Source organism: Micromonospora sp. NBRC 110009 (assembly GCF_030518795.1).
Taxonomy (GTDB): Bacteria; Actinomycetota; Actinomycetes; order Mycobacteriales; family Micromonosporaceae; genus Micromonospora.
The window spans coordinates 525,103-540,766 of sequence record NZ_CP130427.1 but is presented as its reverse complement, the minus strand read 5'-3'; the positions used below and the strand labels follow the sequence as shown (position 1 = coordinate 540,766).

General features: G+C 75.9%; 14 protein-coding genes. 6 read left to right on the top strand and 8 right to left on the bottom strand.

The genetic code is table 11. From position 1 onward, the window contains the following. Nucleotides 1–27: 27 nt before the first annotated feature. From Q2K19_RS02485 to Q2K19_RS02465, 5 genes are all read right to left on the bottom strand, one after another. On the bottom strand, nucleotides 28–2,325 hold the full coding sequence (locus Q2K19_RS02485) for an N-acetylmuramoyl-L-alanine amidase (RefSeq protein ID WP_302767250.1): 2,298 nt from the start codon (nucleotides 2,323–2,325) through the stop codon (nucleotides 28–30). 174 nt (nucleotides 2,326–2,499) lie between these two features. After that, nucleotides 2,500–2,949 (bottom strand): GNAT family N-acetyltransferase, encoded by a 450-nt coding sequence (locus tag Q2K19_RS02480; protein ID WP_302767249.1) that lies wholly within the window; start codon nucleotides 2,947–2,949, stop codon nucleotides 2,500–2,502. Nucleotides 2,950–2,958: 9 nt separating this feature from the next. After that, nucleotides 2,959–3,879, bottom strand: coding sequence for a cytochrome c biogenesis CcdA family protein (locus Q2K19_RS02475; RefSeq protein WP_302767248.1), 921 nt, complete (start codon nucleotides 3,877–3,879; stop codon nucleotides 2,959–2,961). Nucleotide 3,880: 1 nt separating this feature from the next. Then, nucleotides 3,881–4,462 (bottom strand): redoxin domain-containing protein, encoded by a 582-nt coding sequence (locus Q2K19_RS02470; RefSeq protein WP_302767247.1) that lies wholly within the window; start codon nucleotides 4,460–4,462, stop codon nucleotides 3,881–3,883. Nucleotides 4,463–4,538: 76 nt separating this feature from the next. After that, a complete protein-coding gene (locus Q2K19_RS02465; RefSeq protein ID WP_073835399.1) occupies nucleotides 4,539–4,799 on the bottom strand; it encodes a Prokaryotic metallothionein in 261 nt (86 codons plus the stop codon). 157 nt (nucleotides 4,800–4,956) lie between these two features. Here Q2K19_RS02465 and Q2K19_RS02460 point away from each other — a divergent pair, with 157 nt between their 5' ends. Further along, a complete protein-coding gene (locus Q2K19_RS02460) occupies nucleotides 4,957–5,232 on the top strand; it encodes an isoamylase early set domain-containing protein (RefSeq protein ID WP_302767245.1) in 276 nt (91 codons plus the stop codon). A 39-nt stretch (nucleotides 5,233–5,271) separates the two neighbouring features. On the opposite strand, the gene msrB is transcribed toward Q2K19_RS02460, so the two are convergent. Further along, complete coding sequence (msrB, locus tag Q2K19_RS02455; RefSeq protein ID WP_302767243.1) at nucleotides 5,272–5,682, bottom strand: peptide-methionine (R)-S-oxide reductase MsrB; 411 nt, start codon at nucleotides 5,680–5,682, stop codon at nucleotides 5,272–5,274. A gap of 47 nt (nucleotides 5,683–5,729) precedes the next feature. Here msrB and ligD point away from each other — a divergent pair, with 47 nt between their 5' ends. The 5 genes from ligD (at nucleotide 5,730) to Q2K19_RS02430 (ending at nucleotide 14,510) form a co-directional block, all read left to right on the top strand. Next, entirely contained in the window at nucleotides 5,730–6,758 is a 1,029-nt protein-coding gene (gene ligD / locus Q2K19_RS02450; protein ID WP_302767242.1) for a non-homologous end-joining DNA ligase, read from the top strand. 133 nt (nucleotides 6,759–6,891) lie between these two features. Beyond that, complete coding sequence (locus Q2K19_RS02445; RefSeq protein ID WP_302767239.1) at nucleotides 6,892–10,074, top strand: FtsX-like permease family protein; 3,183 nt, start codon at nucleotides 6,892–6,894, stop codon at nucleotides 10,072–10,074. Continuing rightward, nucleotides 10,071–12,800 (top strand): FtsX-like permease family protein, encoded by a 2,730-nt coding sequence (locus Q2K19_RS02440; RefSeq protein ID WP_302767238.1) that lies wholly within the window; start codon nucleotides 10,071–10,073, stop codon nucleotides 12,798–12,800. Before Q2K19_RS02445 ends, Q2K19_RS02440 begins: the two co-directional genes overlap by 4 nt. A gap of 1 nt (nucleotide 12,801) precedes the next feature. Beyond that, entirely contained in the window at nucleotides 12,802–13,794 is a 993-nt protein-coding gene (locus tag Q2K19_RS02435) for an ABC transporter ATP-binding protein (protein WP_302767236.1), read from the top strand. After that, nucleotides 13,791–14,510, top strand: coding sequence for an ABC transporter ATP-binding protein (locus tag Q2K19_RS02430; protein ID WP_302767233.1), 720 nt, complete (start codon nucleotides 13,791–13,793; stop codon nucleotides 14,508–14,510). Before Q2K19_RS02435 ends, Q2K19_RS02430 begins: the two co-directional genes overlap by 4 nt. 40 nt (nucleotides 14,511–14,550) lie before the next feature. Here Q2K19_RS02430 and Q2K19_RS02425 read toward each other — a convergent pair whose 3' ends face one another. After that, nucleotides 14,551–15,084 carry a hypothetical protein gene (locus Q2K19_RS02425; protein ID WP_302767232.1) on the bottom strand — a complete coding sequence of 178 codons (534 nt, stop codon included), beginning with the start codon at nucleotides 15,082–15,084 and terminating at the stop codon, nucleotides 14,551–14,553. Nucleotides 15,085–15,186: 102 nt separating this feature from the next. Continuing rightward, nucleotides 15,187–15,639, bottom strand: a complete 453-nt coding sequence (locus Q2K19_RS02420; protein WP_302767230.1) for a GNAT family N-acetyltransferase — start codon at nucleotides 15,637–15,639, stop codon at nucleotides 15,187–15,189. Between the last annotated feature and the right edge of the window lie 25 nt (nucleotides 15,640–15,664).

The following is a 15,664-nucleotide window of genomic DNA, read 5'->3' as shown; positions in this document are numbered from 1 at the left end:
TCCTCCGGGGCCCGTCGTCGTCCGGGGTCAGCGCACCACGGCGATGCCGTCGAGGGTGACCTGGGGGCGGCCCGAGGTGCCGACCACCACGACCATCACGCTGTGCGAGGCGCTGCCGCTCCAGGTGCGCGTCCAGACCGCCTGGCGGTGGGCGGTGCTGCCGGCCTTCAGGTCGACCGTGTTGACCTTGACGCCGTCCACGTAGACGTAGACCTGGCCGGCGGTGGAACTGCGGCTGGCGATGACGGCCACCGACCGGCCGGTGAAGGTCCACTTCAGCCAGGCGTTGCGCGTCTTCGAGGTCATCGCCTTGCCGCCCAGGTAGGACGAGCTGCTGGCGGTGGTCCAGGTGCCGGAGCGCACCGCCGAGCTCTCGGCGGTCAGCACCGGCGTACGGCTGGTCGAGGCGGTGCCGGAGTTACCGGCCCAGTCGGTCGCCCGCATCGACCAGGTGGTGGCGACGCCCGGCTTGGCGGTCACCGGCCAGCTCGTCCGCCCCGGGGAGAAGCTGACCGAGTTGGGCTTGGTGAGGTACGTCGCGCGCAGGGCCACGTTGTCGGCGGCCCGCCAGCTCACCGTCGCCGGGACCGCGCTGGTGCTGACCGTGCCGGTGCGCAGCGACAGCTCCGGGGCACGGGTGAAGGTCGGCGCGGTGGCGTCGCCGACGACGGTCACCCCGGCGGTGGTGACCACCCGCCCGAGGCGGTGCACGCCGCGGATGGCCAGGGTGTGCGTACCGGGGGCGACGGTGACCGCGGCCGACCGGGCGGTGCCCGCGGTGGTGACCGCGACCGCGCCGTCCACCAGCACCTCGAACCGGTCGATCAGCACCCCCGGGGTGCCCACCGACCAGGAGGCGGTGAACGAGCCGCGGGTGTAGTAGGTGGTGCCGTTCTTCGTCGCGCTGAGCCCGGTGAGGGCCAGCCCGGACATCGTGGCGGCCTTGATCCGGATGGCGCGCAGCTGGCTGTAGAGCGCGTCGCCGGGGCACTCGGTCGCCCCCGCGTCCCGGTGGCCGGAGATCCGGTTCATCACCACGGACTCGCCGAGGTCGTACTTGGTCCCGTCGGTCCCGGACACCAGGGTGACGGTGCCGTACGGGTCGTTGCGGTACTGGCCGAGCTTGTAGGCCGCCACGTGCGCGATGGCGTCCTGGACCACGGTGGGCACGCCCGCGGAGATGTACGTCCCGAGCACGGCGATCGCCGCGTTGTTGGTGTTGAAGCCGTAGGTGTGCGCCCCGATCACCGGCTTGTCGATGCCACCCTTGCGGCCCTCGAAGACCACGCCGCACTTGTCGACGAGGAAGTTGTAGCCGATGTCGCCCCAGCCGTTGCTCTTGACGTGGTAGACCTCGATGGCTCGGACGATGGCCGCCGAGTCGGCGCAGCTGTAGTTGTTGGTGCCGGCGGTGTGGTGGACGAAGAAGGCCTTCACCGTGGTCCCGTACTCCGGGGGATCCACGATCGACTCGTCGGCCTTCCACTCGGCGCGGGTGACCACCTTCGGGGTGGGGACCGGGTTCGGCGGGGTGGTCGGCGGCGCGGTGGTGGGCGCCGTGGTGGTGGGCGCCGGCGCGGTGGTGTCGGTCGGGGCGGGCGCGGTGGTGTCGGCCGGCGCGGTGGTCTCGGTGGGCGCCGGGGCGGTGGTCTCCGCCGGTGCGGTGGTGGTGTCGGTCGGCGCGGGCGCCGTGGTGGTGTCGGTGGGCGCCGGCTCGGTGCTGGTCGGTTCGAGCGCCTGCAGCTCGGCGACCGGGAGCAGCCCGGCCGGGCGGGCCGGGGTGCGGCCGGCGGCGCCGACCTTGCGGCGCTTGGGCTGGCCGGGGTCGACCAGCTCCAGGCGCAGCCCGGCGGGGAGCCGGTCGCTGGTGTCGCCGCTGGCCGCCACCGCGCGCACCTCGACGCCGTCGGAGGGGCCGACCCAGAGCGGGTCGCTGCCGCCCCGGGCCCGGGCCGCCTCGGCGCCCGACTCCGGCCCGCGGTGGTTCTCCAGCTCCAGCGGCTGCCAGTCGGACCAGTCGCCGCCGACCGCCCGGGTGCGGACGGAGACGGTGCCCCGGAAGTCGACCTTCGGGCTGGTCCAGGTCACCCCCACCAGCGCGAAGCGGTCGGTGTCCCGGCGCGGGATGGTGACCTCGCGGCCGTCGGTGGCCGGAAAATCGATGTTGTGCAGGGCGGTGGTGACCGGTCCGTCGGCGACCCATCGCGCGCCGCCGTCGCCGTAGCTGACCGCCACCAGGCTCACCGTGCCGGCCACCGCGGTGGCCACCGTGGCGGCCGCGATGCCGATCCTGCGGCCGGTCCACCGGATCCCCGTCAACTTCACGTTCTCGTTCCCTCCGCTGTCTGCCACTGGAGGGCACAGCGCGGCGGTCGCCCGTGGCGTTACCCCACGGCGTGTCGCCACGCCGCCCGCCCTCGCCGGACGGCGCGGAAGCCCGGCTCACGCTAGCTGACGTCGGGCCGGCCCGGGGACCCCCATCGGCTGGGACAGGTCCGCTCAGGCCGGCGGCCGCCCGGCGCGGCTCATCGGGGTGTGCGGGATGCCGTCCTCGACGTAGCCGGGGCCGCTGATCGCGAAGCCGTGGCCGGCGTAGAAGTCGACCAGGTGGGTCTGCGCCTCCAGCACGCACGGCCGGTCGCCGACCAGGGCCAGGGCCTCGGTCATCAGCCGGCCGGCCAGGCCGCCGCCGCGGGCGGCCGGCGCGACCACGACCCGGCCGATCCGGTCCACTCCGTCCGGGTCGGCCAGGATGCGCAGGTACGCCACCACCGCGCCGTCCCGGGTCAGCCACAGGTGCCGGGTGCCGGGCTCCACGTCCCGGCCGTCCAGCTCGGGGTACGGGCACGCCTGCTCCACGACGAACACGTCGATGCGCAGCCGGAGCAGGTCGTGAAAGGTGCGGGCGTCCAGCTCGACGAAGCTCGCGACGTGCGACTCGATGGGCATCCCGCGATGCTAAGTCGCGTCCACCTCGCGGCCTCGGTTGGCCCGGGCGGGGGTGACGCCGGCGCCGGCGCGGGCGGTGGCGAGCCGCCGGCGAACCAGCGTGCCGACGGCGGCCGCCCCGACCAGGGCGGCGACGATGCCGACGACCGCCCACGGACCCAGCCCGGCCAGCCCGTCGCTCACCGCGCCCTGCACCCGGCCGGCGGCGGCGATCACCGGGTCGTCGGCGTCGCCGCCGGCGAAGAGCCGGGCCTCATACCAGCCGTACCAGGCCACATAGCCGCCGGTGAGCACCAGCAGCAGACCGGCCAGCCGGCCGAGCAGCGGCGCGGCCCGCCGGGTCCGTCGGACCAGGGACTCCCGGGCCAGCGCCACCGCGAGGGCCGCCGCGCCGACCGCCAGCCCCATGCCGAGGGCGTACGCCACGAAGAGGCCGACCCCGGCGGCGGGGCTGCCGGCCCGGAAGCCGGCCACCACCACGGCGAGGAACGGCCCGACCGTGCAGCCGAGCGAGGCCACCGCGTACGCCACGCCGAAGAGCGCCATCGAGCCGAACCGGGCCCGGACCGCCGGGCCGGTCGCCGGTCGCGGGGTGACGGTCGGCAGCTGCCGACCGGCGAGCAGCCAGCCGCCGGCCACCACCAGCGCCGCGCCGATGAGCACCGACACCCACGGCAGCCGGCGCGCGACGGCGTCCGCGACCGGCCCGGCGAGCAGGCCGAACGTGCCGAAGACCGCGACGAAGCCGGCGGTCATCGCGCCGGTCAGGGCCAGCGCCCGGCCGACCGGCGCGAGCGGTCCGTGGGCGGCCGCCGGACCCTCGCCCAGCACCAGCACCGACAGGTACGCGGGCAGCAGCGCGAAGCCGCACGGGTTCACCGCTGCGAGCAGCCCGGCGGCGAGGGCGAGACCGTAGGGGGCGTCGGGCATGTCAGGCCAGCTCGGCGACCCGGCGGCGCAGCTCCGGCTGGGACAGCGCCCCGGAGTGCACGACCTTTCCGGTGGAGTCGAGCAGCACGTACCACTCCTGGCTGGTGACGCTGAACCGGCGCCACACCGCGCCCTCGTCGTCGGCCAGGTTGGGGAAGGCGGCGATGCCGCTGTCCCGAGCGAACCGGCGCATGGCGTCGCCGCCGCTGCCCAGCCCGGCCACGCCGATCAGGTTGACCCGGTCGGCGTTGTCCCGCCGTACCGCGGCCACGTCGTCGGCGACGCCCCGGCAGCGGCTGCACCAGGCCGCCCAGAACCACAGCACGGCTGGCTTGCCGGCGAGGCTGCTCCCGGCGAACGACCCGCCGTCGATGGTGCGCGCGGTGAAGTCGAGCGTGGCGGGCACCGGGGCGGCGGCACCGGGCGTGCCGGTCGGCGTTCCGGCGGACGCCGGGGTGGTGGCGGCCGGGGTCGGCGCGGCGGGGGCCGCCTCGTCGGTGGTCCGGTCCGACCCGGCGCAGCCGGCGAGGGCGAGGACGGCGGTCAGGGCGAGCGGCAGCAGCGTCGATCTGGTGGCGGGCATGGCCGGATGCTAATCAGACGAGAGCCCGCTCGACCCTTACCGCCCGGTTACGGCCGGCCCCGCCGCCCGGCGGGCATCAGGACGGGCGGGCGCCGACCGCGTCGCGGACCTCCGCGCCCTGGGCGCCCTCCACCGCGCGGGCGCAGTGCGCGCAGCAGAAGAAGCGGCCGTTGACCTCGACGCCGTGGCCGGCGATCTTGATCTGGCAGTGCTCGCAGATCGGCGCCATCCGGTGGATGGCGCACTCGAAGGAGTCGAAGGTGTGCACCGCCCCGCTGGCCGTGCGGACCTCGAAGGCCCCCCAGTAGTCGTTGCCGCAAACCTCACAGGTAGCCATGCGAAACCCCCCAAAAACGGACCCGTCATCCCAGGGTCGAGGAGGGGAAACCCGTCGGCAACCGAAACCGGCGAACCTGATCCGGCTCGACGGCGAGTCGCCCCCGGCGTGTCGCGCGTTAGGCCTGGTGACCGCCCTCGACCCCCGGAGGACCCCCGTGATCAAGCGCAACAAGCTCTTCGGCAACCAGACCCGGGTCACCTTCTGCCTGCCCCGGGACACCCCGCCCGGCACCGTCAGCGTGGTCGGCTGCTTCAACGACTGGGAGCCCGGCCGGCACGAGCTGGTGACCCGCCGGGACGGCACCCGCACGGTGACCGTGAAGCTCGGCCCCGGCGAGTACCGCTTCCGCTACCTGGCCACCGGCGGAGTGTGGCTGGACGACGACTCCGCCGACGCGATCGACGAGCAGGGCAGCCACCTGCGGCTCTGACCGCCCGGCGACCCCCCGGGGAGGCCGCCGGGCCGTGGGTCAGCCCTGCGTCGGCTCCAGCCGGACGGAGATCGAGTTCACGCAGTGCCGGGTGTCCTTCGGGGTGAAGCCCTCACCCTCGAAGACGTGCCCCAGGTGGCTGTCGCACCGCGCGCAGCGGATCTCCGTACGCCGCATGCCCAGGGTGTTGTCGGGGATCTCCTTCACCGCGCCCGGAATGGCGTCGTCGAAGCTCGGCCAGCCGCAGTGCGAGTCGAACTTGTCCTGGCTGCGGAACAGTTCGGCCCCGCAGGCCCGGCAGTGGTAGACGCCGGGGGTCTTGGTGTCGACATACTCGCCGGTCCACGGCCGCTCGGTGCCGGCCTCGCGGAGCACCCGGAACTCCTCGGGGCTCAGCCGGACCCGCCACTCGTCCTCGGTACGGGGCAGTTCGCTCTCGGAAAGACTCACCGGTCAACGGTACGTCGAGCGTCGGTGGCATCGCATATGGTCGCCGAATGGCTGGCTCCAAGGCCGCTGTGGAGGAGATCGAGGTCGCCGGGCACACCGTGCGGCTGAGCAGCCCGGACCGGGTGATCTTTCCGCAGCGCGGCTTCACCAAGGCGGACGTCTTCCACTACTACCTGTCGGTCGGCGACGGGATCATGCGCGCCCTGCGCGACCGGCCCACCACCCTCCAGCGCTTCCCCGAGGGCATAGAGGGGGAGATGTTCTTCCAGAAGCGGGTGCCGGCCCGGGGCGTACCCCCGTGGGTGGCGACCGCGGAGATCAGCTTTCCCAGCGGCCGCAAGGCCGCCGAGCTGTGCCCCGCGGACCTGGCGCACGTGGCCTGGGCCGCACAGATGGGCACGGTGGTGTTCCACCCGTGGCCGGTCCGCGCCGCCGACGTCGACCGCCCCGACGAGCTGCGGATCGACCTGGACCCGCAGCCCGGCACCGACTTCACCCACGCGGTCACCGCCGCCCGGGAGCTGCGCGGGCTGCTGGACGAGCTGGGTGCGACCGGCTGGCCGAAGACCTCCGGCGGCCGGGGCGTCCACGTCTACCTGCGCATCCAGCCTCGCTGGACCTTCGTCGAGGTGCGCCGCGCCACCATCGCGCTGGCCCGAGAGCTGGAACGCCGCCGCCCGGAGCTGGTCACCACCGCCTGGTGGAAGGAGGAGCGGGGCAGCCGGGTTTTCGTCGACTTCAACCAGATGGCCCGGGACCGGACCATCGCCTGCGCCTACTCGTTGCGGGCCAACGGGCGGGCCACCGTCTCCACCCCGGTCGACTGGGACGAGCTGCCCGACGTGGACCCGGACGACTTCCACCTGGGCAGCGTGCCGGCCCGGTTCGCCGAGCGGGGCGACCCGCACGCCGGCATCGACGACCGCCCGTGGGACATCAGCCCGCTGCTGGAGTGGGCCGAACGGGATGCCGCCGCCGGGCAGGGTGACCTGCCGTACCCGCCGGAATATCCGAAGATGCCGGGCGAGCCGAAGCGGGTGCAGCCCTCCAAGGACCGCGACCGGCCGCGGGGCTGACGGTCAGCGCCATCGAAGCGGGTCGCTGCCGGCCCGCCGGACTGATAACGATCACGTAACGCGCGCGAACCTTTCCCGCCCCCCGACCGGTCTCCCTGGTCATCGGCCCGCCGGGGCCAGGGGAGGGCGTCGGATGAAGCTGGTGTGGAGACGGGTCGTCGAGGCCCGCGGGCTGCTGCTCGCGGCCGCCGTCGCGGCCCTGGTCGCGGTCGCGATGGTCACCGGGCTCTCCGACTACAGCCGCCGGGCGGTGGACGCCGGCCAGCGCGCGGTGCTCGCCGCCGCCCCGGCCGAGGAGCGCAGCCTGCTGGTCAGCGGCTCCGGCGGCGCGGACGCCGCCGCGTACGCCGACCGGGACCGCGCTGTCCGCGCCCAGTTCGCCGACGGCCTGGCCGGCGTGCCGGCCGGCGTCGCCGCCGCCCGTTACGGCACCGGGCGGGAGCTCACCGGCGACCTCGGCGCCGCCCGGACCGGCGACGACCCGATGTTCGCCAACCTCGCCACGCTGACCGACCTGCCGACGTACGCGCAGCTCACCGCCGGGGCGTGGCCGACGCCCGGGGCGACACCGTTGCAGGTCACCCTGCCGGAGAAGATCGCCGGGCAGCTCGGGCTGCAGGTGGGCGACCGGGTGCCGCTCTACGACCGCAGCGCCGAGAAGGCCGGCGCGGTGGTGGTCGCCGGCACCTGGCGGCCCCGCGACCCCGGCGACGCGTACTGGCGGCTCGCCCCGGGCGTCGGCGACAGCCAGGGCACCGGCGCGGTCACCTCGTACGGGCCGTTCGCGCTGGACCCGGCGGACTTCGCGGCCACCTTTCCGGGCTCCACGTCGGCCGCCTGGCTGGTCGCCCCCGACCTCGCCGTGGTCGCGCCGAGCCGGCTGACCGAAGTCGCGGCGGCGGTCGCCACCATCGCGGAGAAGCTTCCCGAGGCGACCGGCCTCGGCTCGTCCGCCCAGACCGTGAGCAACCTGGACCGGCTCGCCGACCGGCTCGGCCGGGCCGACCTGGTCGGCCGGTCCGCGCTGCTCACCCCGCTGCTGCTGATCGTGGTCCTCGGCGGGTACGCGCTGGTGCTGGTCGCCGCGCTGCTCAACGAGGACCGCCGGGCGCAGAACGCGCTGCTGCGCGCCCGGGGCGCCGCCCGGGGACAGCTCGCCGGCCTCGCGGTGCGGGAGGCGACCCTGGTGGTGGCCCCGGCGCTGCTGCTCGCCCCGGTGCTGACCGGGCAGGCCGTGCACCGGCTCGGCGCGGACCTGGGGCTGGCCGGCGGCGGCCTCACCCGGGTCTGGACGGTCGCCGTCGCCGCCGCGATCGGCTGCCTGCTCGCCATGGTCGTGCCGGCGCTGCGCCGGGCCGGCACCTACGTCGCCGACATGGCGGCCCGGTCCCGCCCGAGCCGCGGCGCGGCCGTGCAACGGGCCAGCGTCGACCTGGCCCTCGTCGCGCTGGCCGTGCTCGCCTGGACCCAGCTGCGGCAGTACTCCTCGCCCCTCGCCGGGGCCGGCGGACGGCTCGGCATCGACCCGCTGCTCGCCGCCGCGCCCACCCTCGGGGTGCTGGCCGGGGCGGTCATCGCGCTGCGGCTGCTGCCCCCGACCACCCGGTTCGCCGAGCGTTTCGTCGACCGGCGGCCGTGGACGGCCACCATCTTCGGCATGTGGCAGGCGGGCCGTCGGCCGCACGCCGGCCCGGTGCTGCTGCTCGCCCTCGCCGTCGGCGGCAGCACCCTCGCCTGGTCGCTGGTCGCCTCCTGGGAACGGTCGCAGCGCGACCAGGCCCAGCACACCGTCGGTGCCGACCTGCGGCTGGTGGAACGGAACGGTGTCGCCCCCGCCGACCGGGCGGCCGGGCTGGCCGCCGTGCCCGGGGTCGACCGGGTGCTGCCGGCCTGGCGGGACGAGGTCCGGCTGGGCCGGGACGCCCGGCCGGCCACCGTGGTGGGCCTCGACTCGGCCTCCGCCACCGGGCTGCGGCTCGACGACGCCGACGGTGGGGCGTCCAGCGGCGCGCTGCTCGACCGGCTGTCCACCGGGCGGGCCGCCCCCGCAGGGATGGTCCTCCCGGCCGGCGCGCACACCCTGTCCGGCACCGTCCGCACGCCGGTCGAGCCGCCGTACACGACATCGGAGGTGGCCGTGTCCGCGCTGCTCACCACCGACCGTGGCGCCGCCTGGCGGCTGCCGCTCGCGGTGGGCGGCGGGGACGGCCGGCCGAGGTCCTTCTCCGTGCCGCTGCCCGGGACCGGTGGCGCCCCGCTGCGACTGGCCGGGTTCGAGGCCGACGGCGGCCAGGCGATCGGGGTCAGCTACCGGCTGCGGATCGACGGGCTGGGCCTCACCGACGCCGCCGGAGCCGCGCTGCCGCTGTCGCTCGACGGCGACTGGCGGATCGCCGACGGCGAGCAGGGGCCGGGCGAACCGGCCACGATGGCCCGGGGCGGCCTCGACGCCACCCAGCGGATCGACCTGCCGGAGGGCCTGCTCGCGTTCGCCCGCCAGCCTGCGGCCCGGTTCGCCGTGGTGCCCACCGGGGACGATCCGCCCGTACCGGCCCTGGTGACGCCCGGCGTCGCGGCCGCGCTGAACGTGCACACCGGCGACGAGGTCCCCTTCGCGCTGTCCGGGGTCACCCTGAAGGTGAAGGTGGTCGGGCAGGTCAAGGCGGTGCCCGGCACCACCGGCGACGGAGTGCTGCTGGACCTTCCCGCCGCCACCAACCTCCTGCTCCGCCAGCAGGGCACCGTCCGCCCGCAGGCGGAGTGGTGGCTGGGTGTCGACGAGGCCGGTTACGGCGCCGCGGTGGACGCGCTGGCCAAGCTTCCCGGGACGACCCTGCTCGACCGGCGCCAGGTGGCGGCGGAGACGGCCCGGGACCCGTACTGGCGGGGCGCCCGGACCGGCCTGCTCGCCGCGGCCGTCGGCGCGGTGCTGCTCGCCCTGGTCGGCCTGGCGGTCGACGTCTGGGCGACCGCCCGGCACCGGATGGCCGAGTTCGCGGTGCTGCACACGCTGGGCGCGAACACCCGCCTGCTGGCCCGGGCGCTCCTCGCCGAGCAGGCCTTCCTCGCCGGCATCGGGGTCGGCGTCGGGCTGCTGGTCGGGGCGGGGGTCGCGGCCACCATGGTGCCGCTGGTGATCCTCACCCAGGGCGCCGGCCGGCCGGTGCCCGACGCGGCCTTCACGCTGCCCTGGACACCGGTCGGGGCGACCGCGCTCGGACTGCTGGCGGTCGCCCTGCTGTTCAGCGCCGTCATCACCACCGGCCTCCGCCAGCGGGTGGCCACCATGCAGCTCCGGATCGGGGGAGAGCGATGAGCCTGTTCGCGGCCGTGCGGCGGGTCCGGGCGTACGGGGGGCACTTTCTGCTGCTCGCCGTGCTGGCCCTGGTGACCGCGCTGCTGATCACGGGGGTGCCCCGGGTCGCCGACCGCCTCACCGGGCAGGGGCTGCGCGAGTACCTGGCCGCCCAGCCGGTCGCCCGCCGCGACCTCACGTACACCACCGAGGACGCGCCGCTCACGCAGGGCGGCGCCGGCGCGGCCACCGCCAGGGCGGGCGAGCTCGACTCGCTCCAGCAGCGGATGCCGCCCGCCGTCCGGCAGGCCGTCGGCGAGCGCTGGTACGCCGCCCGAACCCTCTTCGGCCGGATGACCGGACCCGACCTGCGGGCCGACCAGGGGCTGCTGGACCTGAGCCTGCGGTTCATGAGCGGCATCCAGGACGCGGTCACCATGGTCGAGGGCCGCTGGCCGGAAGCCGGGGTGACCAGCGACGGGGCGGTCGAGTTGGCGCTCGCCGACACCGTCGCCGGCCCGCTGCGGCTGCACGCCGGCAGCCGGTTCCAGCTCGCCATCCTGGACCCCGACGGCAAGCCCATGCTGACGACGAAGCTCGCCCTGGTCGGGGTGTTCCGGCCGGTCGACCCGCAGGACGGGATCTGGGACGCCCTCCCCTCGATGCTCCGGCTCACCCCGCCGGTGAAGGACCGCATGCCGACCCTCCTCGTCGGTGCGACGGCCGCGCCCGGCTTCGGCGCGATGGCGTCCGCCGGCTGGCCGGTCGGCTTCTCGTGGCGCTACCGGGTCGCTCCCGACGGGGTCACCCCCGGCGACCTGGAGCCGATGGTCGACGGGCTGGCCGTGCTGGACCGGACCCGTCCGGCGGGGCTGGCCTTCAACCAGGGCGTCGACATCCCGCTGCGGCGCTTCGCCGAGTCGCTCGCCGCCGCCCGTACGCTGCTCGCCGTCATCGCCGCCGGGCTGCTCGCCACCCTGGCCGGCCTGACCCTGCTCGCCGCCCGGCTCGCCGCGCGCCGGCGCCGCACCGAGTACGCGCTGATCCGTGCGCGGGGCGGCTCCACCGGCGCGGTGCTGCGCCGCGGGCTCGCCGAGTCGGCCCTGGTGCTGCCCCTCGCGGCGGGCGTCGGCTGGCTGCTCGGGGGGCTGGTGCCGGGGGAGGGCGCGGAGCTGCACTGGGTGCTGCTCGCCGGGGTGCTGGCCACGCTGCTCCCGCCGGTCACCGCGCTCACCGCCGGGCGGGGCGGCGGCGGGCGGGCCGACCTGGTCGGCGCCCGCTCCACCACGGTCCGGCTCACCATCGAGGTGACCGTGCTCGGGGTGGCCGTGCTCGGAGCGTTCCTGCTGCGCCGGCGAGGGCTCACCCTCGACGGGAGTGTGGACCCGCTGCTGGTGTCGGTGCCGGTGCTGCTGGCGGTGGCCGCGGCGCTGGTCGCGCTGCGCGCGTACCCGTGGCCGCTGCGGCTGCTCAGTCGGGCCGCCGCCCGGGCCCGGGGCAGCGTCGCGTTCCTCGGCACCGCCCGCGCCGGCCGGGCCGCCACCACGGGCCCGCTGGTCGTGGTCGTGCTGGCCGTCGCCACCGCCGCGTTCTGCGGGGTGGTGGCCGCCGGCATCGAGACCGGCCGGGACCGCGCGGCCGGCCGGGCCGTACCCGGCGACGTCCTGGTCAACGGCGAACGGTTCGCCCCGGACACCACGCAGGCGCTGGCCGCGCTGCCCGGGGTGCGGGCGGTGGCCCCGCTGGTGCTGGTGACGGGCGTGCGCCCGTACGCCGATCAGGCCGGCCGGTTCGGCGGGGTCGGCGACACCCGGGTGCTGCTGGTCGACGGCGTCCGCTTCGCTGAGGTGGCCCGCCGCGCGGGCGTCCCGGTGACCGTCCCCGACCCGCTGCGCACCACCGGCGATGGCAGCACGCCGCTGCCCGCGCTGGTCTCCCCGGCGCTCGCCGAGGAGTTCGCCGACGCCGGGCTGGCCGATCGGGACGGGGGCCGGCCCGCCTGGCTGGACGTGCAGGGCAACCGGCTGCCGGTGCGGACGGCCGCCACCGTCAAGGAGTTCCCGCTGCTCGACCGGAGCGTCACGCGGTTCGTGGTGCTGCCCTGGCCGACGCTGCCGGCGGGCGCCCCGCACCAGCTCGCCCCCACCGGCTTCGTGCTGGCCGGGGACCGGGTCGACCCAGCCGGGGTGGCCGGGGTGGTCGACGAGGGGCAGCGGCGCTACCAGCGCATCGGAGGGGTGACCGGCGGCGAGCCGCCCCGGGCACCGGAGGTGCTCACCCGGTCGGCGGTCCGCGCCGAGCTGGGCGGCAGCGGGGTGAACGGGCTGCTGGTGTTCGGCTTCAGCATCGGCGCGGTCGGCGGCGGTGCGCTGGGCCTGCTCGCGCTGGCGTTCGCCGTGCTCGCCGGGGCGCGCAGCCGAGGTCAGGTGCTCTCCCGGCTGCGCACCATGGGGCTGTCCCGGCGGCAGTGGCGCGGGCTGCTGCTCGTCGAGCTGACCCCGCTGGTGCTGGTCTCGGTCCTCACCGGGGCGGTGGTCGGCGCGCTGCTGCCGGTGCTGCTCACCCCGGTCCTCGGCCTGCCCGCGTTCACCGGTGGAGTGGCGGTGCAGGTGCGTTTCGAACCCGGTCTGGTGGCCGGTGTGCTGGGCCTCGCCCTGGTGGCCCTCGGCTTCGCGATCGCCGTCGAGGCCCTGAACAACCGCCGGATGCGCCTCGGCGAGGTGCTCCGGCTCGGAGAGGAGAGCTGAGATGACAGCGATCGCCGAGGTGTCCGCCGTGCCGGACCTGGCAGCCCTGCAGCAGCGCGCCGCGCAGCGCGCGGCCGAACGGGCCGGTGGCCGGGACCGGTTGCGCGGGCACATCGTCTGCGACGGCCTGGTCCGCATCTTCAAGACCGAGGGGGTGGAGGTGGTCGCCCTCCAGGGCCTCGACCTGGTCATCGACCGGGGCGAGCTGGTGGCGATCGTCGGCGCCTCCGGGTCCGGCAAGTCGACCCTGCTGAACATCCTCTCCGGGCTGGACACCCCCACCGCCGGCATCGCCCGGGTCGCCGACTACGACCTGCTCGCGCTGTCGAACCGGCGCCGGCTCGCCTACCGCCGCCAGGTGGTCGGCTTCGTCTGGCAGCAGACCGGCCGGAACCTGCTGCCGTACCTGACCGCGCAGGAGAACGTGGAGCTGCCGATGAAGCTCGCCGGCGGGCGGTCGCGTCGGGCCCGGCGCGACCGGGCCCGGCAGCTGCTCGACCTGGTCGGCGTCGGCTACTGCGCGGACCGGAAGCCCGGCCAGATGAGCGGCGGCGAGCAGCAGCGCTGCGCGGTGGCCGTGGCGGTCGCCAACGACCCGGAGGTGCTCTTCGCCGACGAGCCGACCGGCGAGCTGGACGAGGCGACCGGCGCCGAGGTCTTCGCCGCGCTGCGGACCATCAACGCCGAGCTGGGCGTCACCATCGTGGTGGTCACCCACGACCCTGCCGTGGCCGGCCAGGTCCGCCGGACCGTCGCCATCCGCGACGGCCGGACCTCCTCCGAGGTACGCCGCACCGCCCGGGTCGGCGCCGACGGCAGCACCGAGCTGGTCAGCGAGGAGTACGCGGTGCTCGACCGGACCGGCCGGATGCAGCTGCCGGCGTCCTTCGTGGACGCCCTGTCCCTGCGCGACCGGGTCCGGCTCAACCTGGAACCCGACCATGTCGAGGTGCGGCCCGGCGACCGGGCGCACGCCGAGGAGAGTGAGTCATGACCGAGCAGCTGTCCGTGGCGCCGGCCCGGATCCTCACCACCGAGGAGGTGGTGGCTGTCGAGGGGGTGAGCCGCACCTTCGGCCGGGGCGAACACGCGGTGCACGCCGTGCGGGACGTCTCCTTCACCGCCGGCCGGGGCGAGCTGGTCGCGGTCCGGGGCCGCTCGGGCGCCGGCAAGACCACCCTGCTCAACCTCGTGGGCGGGCTGGACCGGCCGGACGCCGGCCGGATCCGGGTGGCCGGGCACGAGGTGACCGCGGCGAGCGAGCGGGAGCTGCTGGCGTTGCGCCGGGGCACGGTCGGCTTTGTCTTCCAGACCTTCGGCCTGGTGCCGATCCTGTCCGCGGCGGAGAACGTCGGGGTGCCGCTGCGGTTGGCCAAGGTGCCGGCCGCGGAGCGGGAGCAGCGGGTGGCCGTCCTGCTGGAGCTGGTCGGGTTGGGCGGGCACGCCGCGCAGCGCCCGTACGAGCTCTCCGGCGGCCAGCAGCAGCGGGTGGCGGTGGCCCGGGCCCTGGCGAACGAGCCGGACCTGCTGATCGCCGACGAGCCGACCGGTCAGCTCGACTCCGAGACCGGCCGTTCCATCATGGACCTGCTCCGGGCCGTGGTGCACGCCCGCGGGATGACCGCCCTGGTGGCCACCCACGACCCCGCCCTCATCGAGATGGCCGACCGCACCCTCACCCTGCGCGACGGCCACCTCGTCGACGCCTGACCCGTCCCCGCCTCACCCCGTCCCTGGGGTGGGGCGGGGCTCAGTCGCGGCAGCGGCGGCGATGGTAGGCGTAGGTGAGGGCCAGCAGGAGCGGGCCCCAGAGGAGCAGGGGCGAGTAGCAGGCCAGCAGGAGGGCGAGGCCGGGGGGCGTGAAGCCGGCGTCGTCGCCCCGGACGACGACGCCCCAGGCGGCGTACCCCCAGATCAGGATGAGCGCGACGGCGCCGGCGGTGGCGACGGTGACCGCGAACGACGGCGGCACCCGGCGCCCGCCCAGCAGCGGCAGCCGGCGGGGGAAGACCTCACCCCACCGGCGGACCAGGCCGAGCGCGAGCAGCGCCAGCGCCTCCGACACCAGGCTCAGCGAGACGATGTAGACGCGCTCGCCGAGCCCGGGACGGGCCGACGCGGCGGCCTCGGAGAGGCCGAGCGGCACCCCGGCGACCAGGGCGATCCGCCACAGGCCGGAGGGGAGGGTGAGCAGCGGGATGAGGTGCGCGACGCGGACCGCCCAGGCGGGGGCGGAACGCCCGTCCCGAGGATGGGCGACGATCGGCACGAGGGCGGTGGCCATGCGGACTCCGTTCGGTGGGCTGCCCCACCAGCCTCCGCAGCGGGCCGCCGGCGGTCGTCCTGCCCGCCGGGGAGTCGGCTCCCCGTGCCGGGGGAGATCGCGTCAGAGCGCCAGCTTCATCCCCTCGTGGCTGGCCACGAAGCCGAGGTTCCGGTAGAAGCGGTGCGCGTCGCTCCGGCTCTTGTCGGTGGTGAGCTGCACCAGCGCGCAGCCCCGCTCGCGGGCCCGGTCGATCGCCCAGGTCATCATCTCTCGGCCCAGGCCCTGCCCGCGCCGGTCGGAGCGGACCCGGACCGACTCGATCAGCGACCGTTCCGCCCCGTGCCGGCCCAACCCCGGGATGTACGTGATCTGGAAGCAGCCGACCAGCTCGCCCGCGGCCTCCGCGACCACCAGGTGGTTGCGCGGGTCGGCGTCGATGTCGGCGAACGCCTGCTCGTAGGCCGCGTCCACCTCGGTGAAGTCGCGGGCCTTGCCCAGCACGTCGTCGGCGAGGAGGGCGATGACGGCGGGCAGGTCCGCCCGGACCGCCTCCCGGAAGATCACGTCGGTCATGCCCGCAGCCTGACACAGTGGCACT

Coding starts and splice junctions, on each gene's coding strand:
- Q2K19_RS02465 (WP_073835399.1), bottom strand. CDS start 4,799: ATGGCTACCTGTGAGGTTTGCGGCAACGACTACTGGGGGGCCTTCGAG.
- Q2K19_RS02475 (WP_302767248.1), bottom strand. CDS start 3,879: ATGCCCGACGCCCCCTACGGTCTCGCCCTCGCCGCCGGGCTGCTCGCA.
- Q2K19_RS02445 (WP_302767239.1), top strand. CDS start 6,892: ATGAAGCTGGTGTGGAGACGGGTCGTCGAGGCCCGCGGGCTGCTGCTC.
- Q2K19_RS02470 (WP_302767247.1), bottom strand. CDS start 4,462: ATGCCCGCCACCAGATCGACGCTGCTGCCGCTCGCCCTGACCGCCGTC.
- Q2K19_RS02480 (WP_302767249.1), bottom strand. CDS start 2,949: ATGCCCATCGAGTCGCACGTCGCGAGCTTCGTCGAGCTGGACGCCCGC.
- Q2K19_RS02440 (WP_302767238.1), top strand. CDS start 10,071: ATGAGCCTGTTCGCGGCCGTGCGGCGGGTCCGGGCGTACGGGGGGCAC.
- Q2K19_RS02430 (WP_302767233.1), top strand. CDS start 13,791: ATGACCGAGCAGCTGTCCGTGGCGCCGGCCCGGATCCTCACCACCGAG.
- Q2K19_RS02425 (WP_302767232.1), bottom strand. CDS start 15,084: ATGGCCACCGCCCTCGTGCCGATCGTCGCCCATCCTCGGGACGGGCGT.
- Q2K19_RS02420 (WP_302767230.1), bottom strand. CDS start 15,639: ATGACCGACGTGATCTTCCGGGAGGCGGTCCGGGCGGACCTGCCCGCC.
- ligD (WP_302767242.1), top strand. CDS start 5,730: ATGGCTGGCTCCAAGGCCGCTGTGGAGGAGATCGAGGTCGCCGGGCAC.
- Q2K19_RS02435 (WP_302767236.1), top strand. CDS start 12,802: ATGACAGCGATCGCCGAGGTGTCCGCCGTGCCGGACCTGGCAGCCCTG.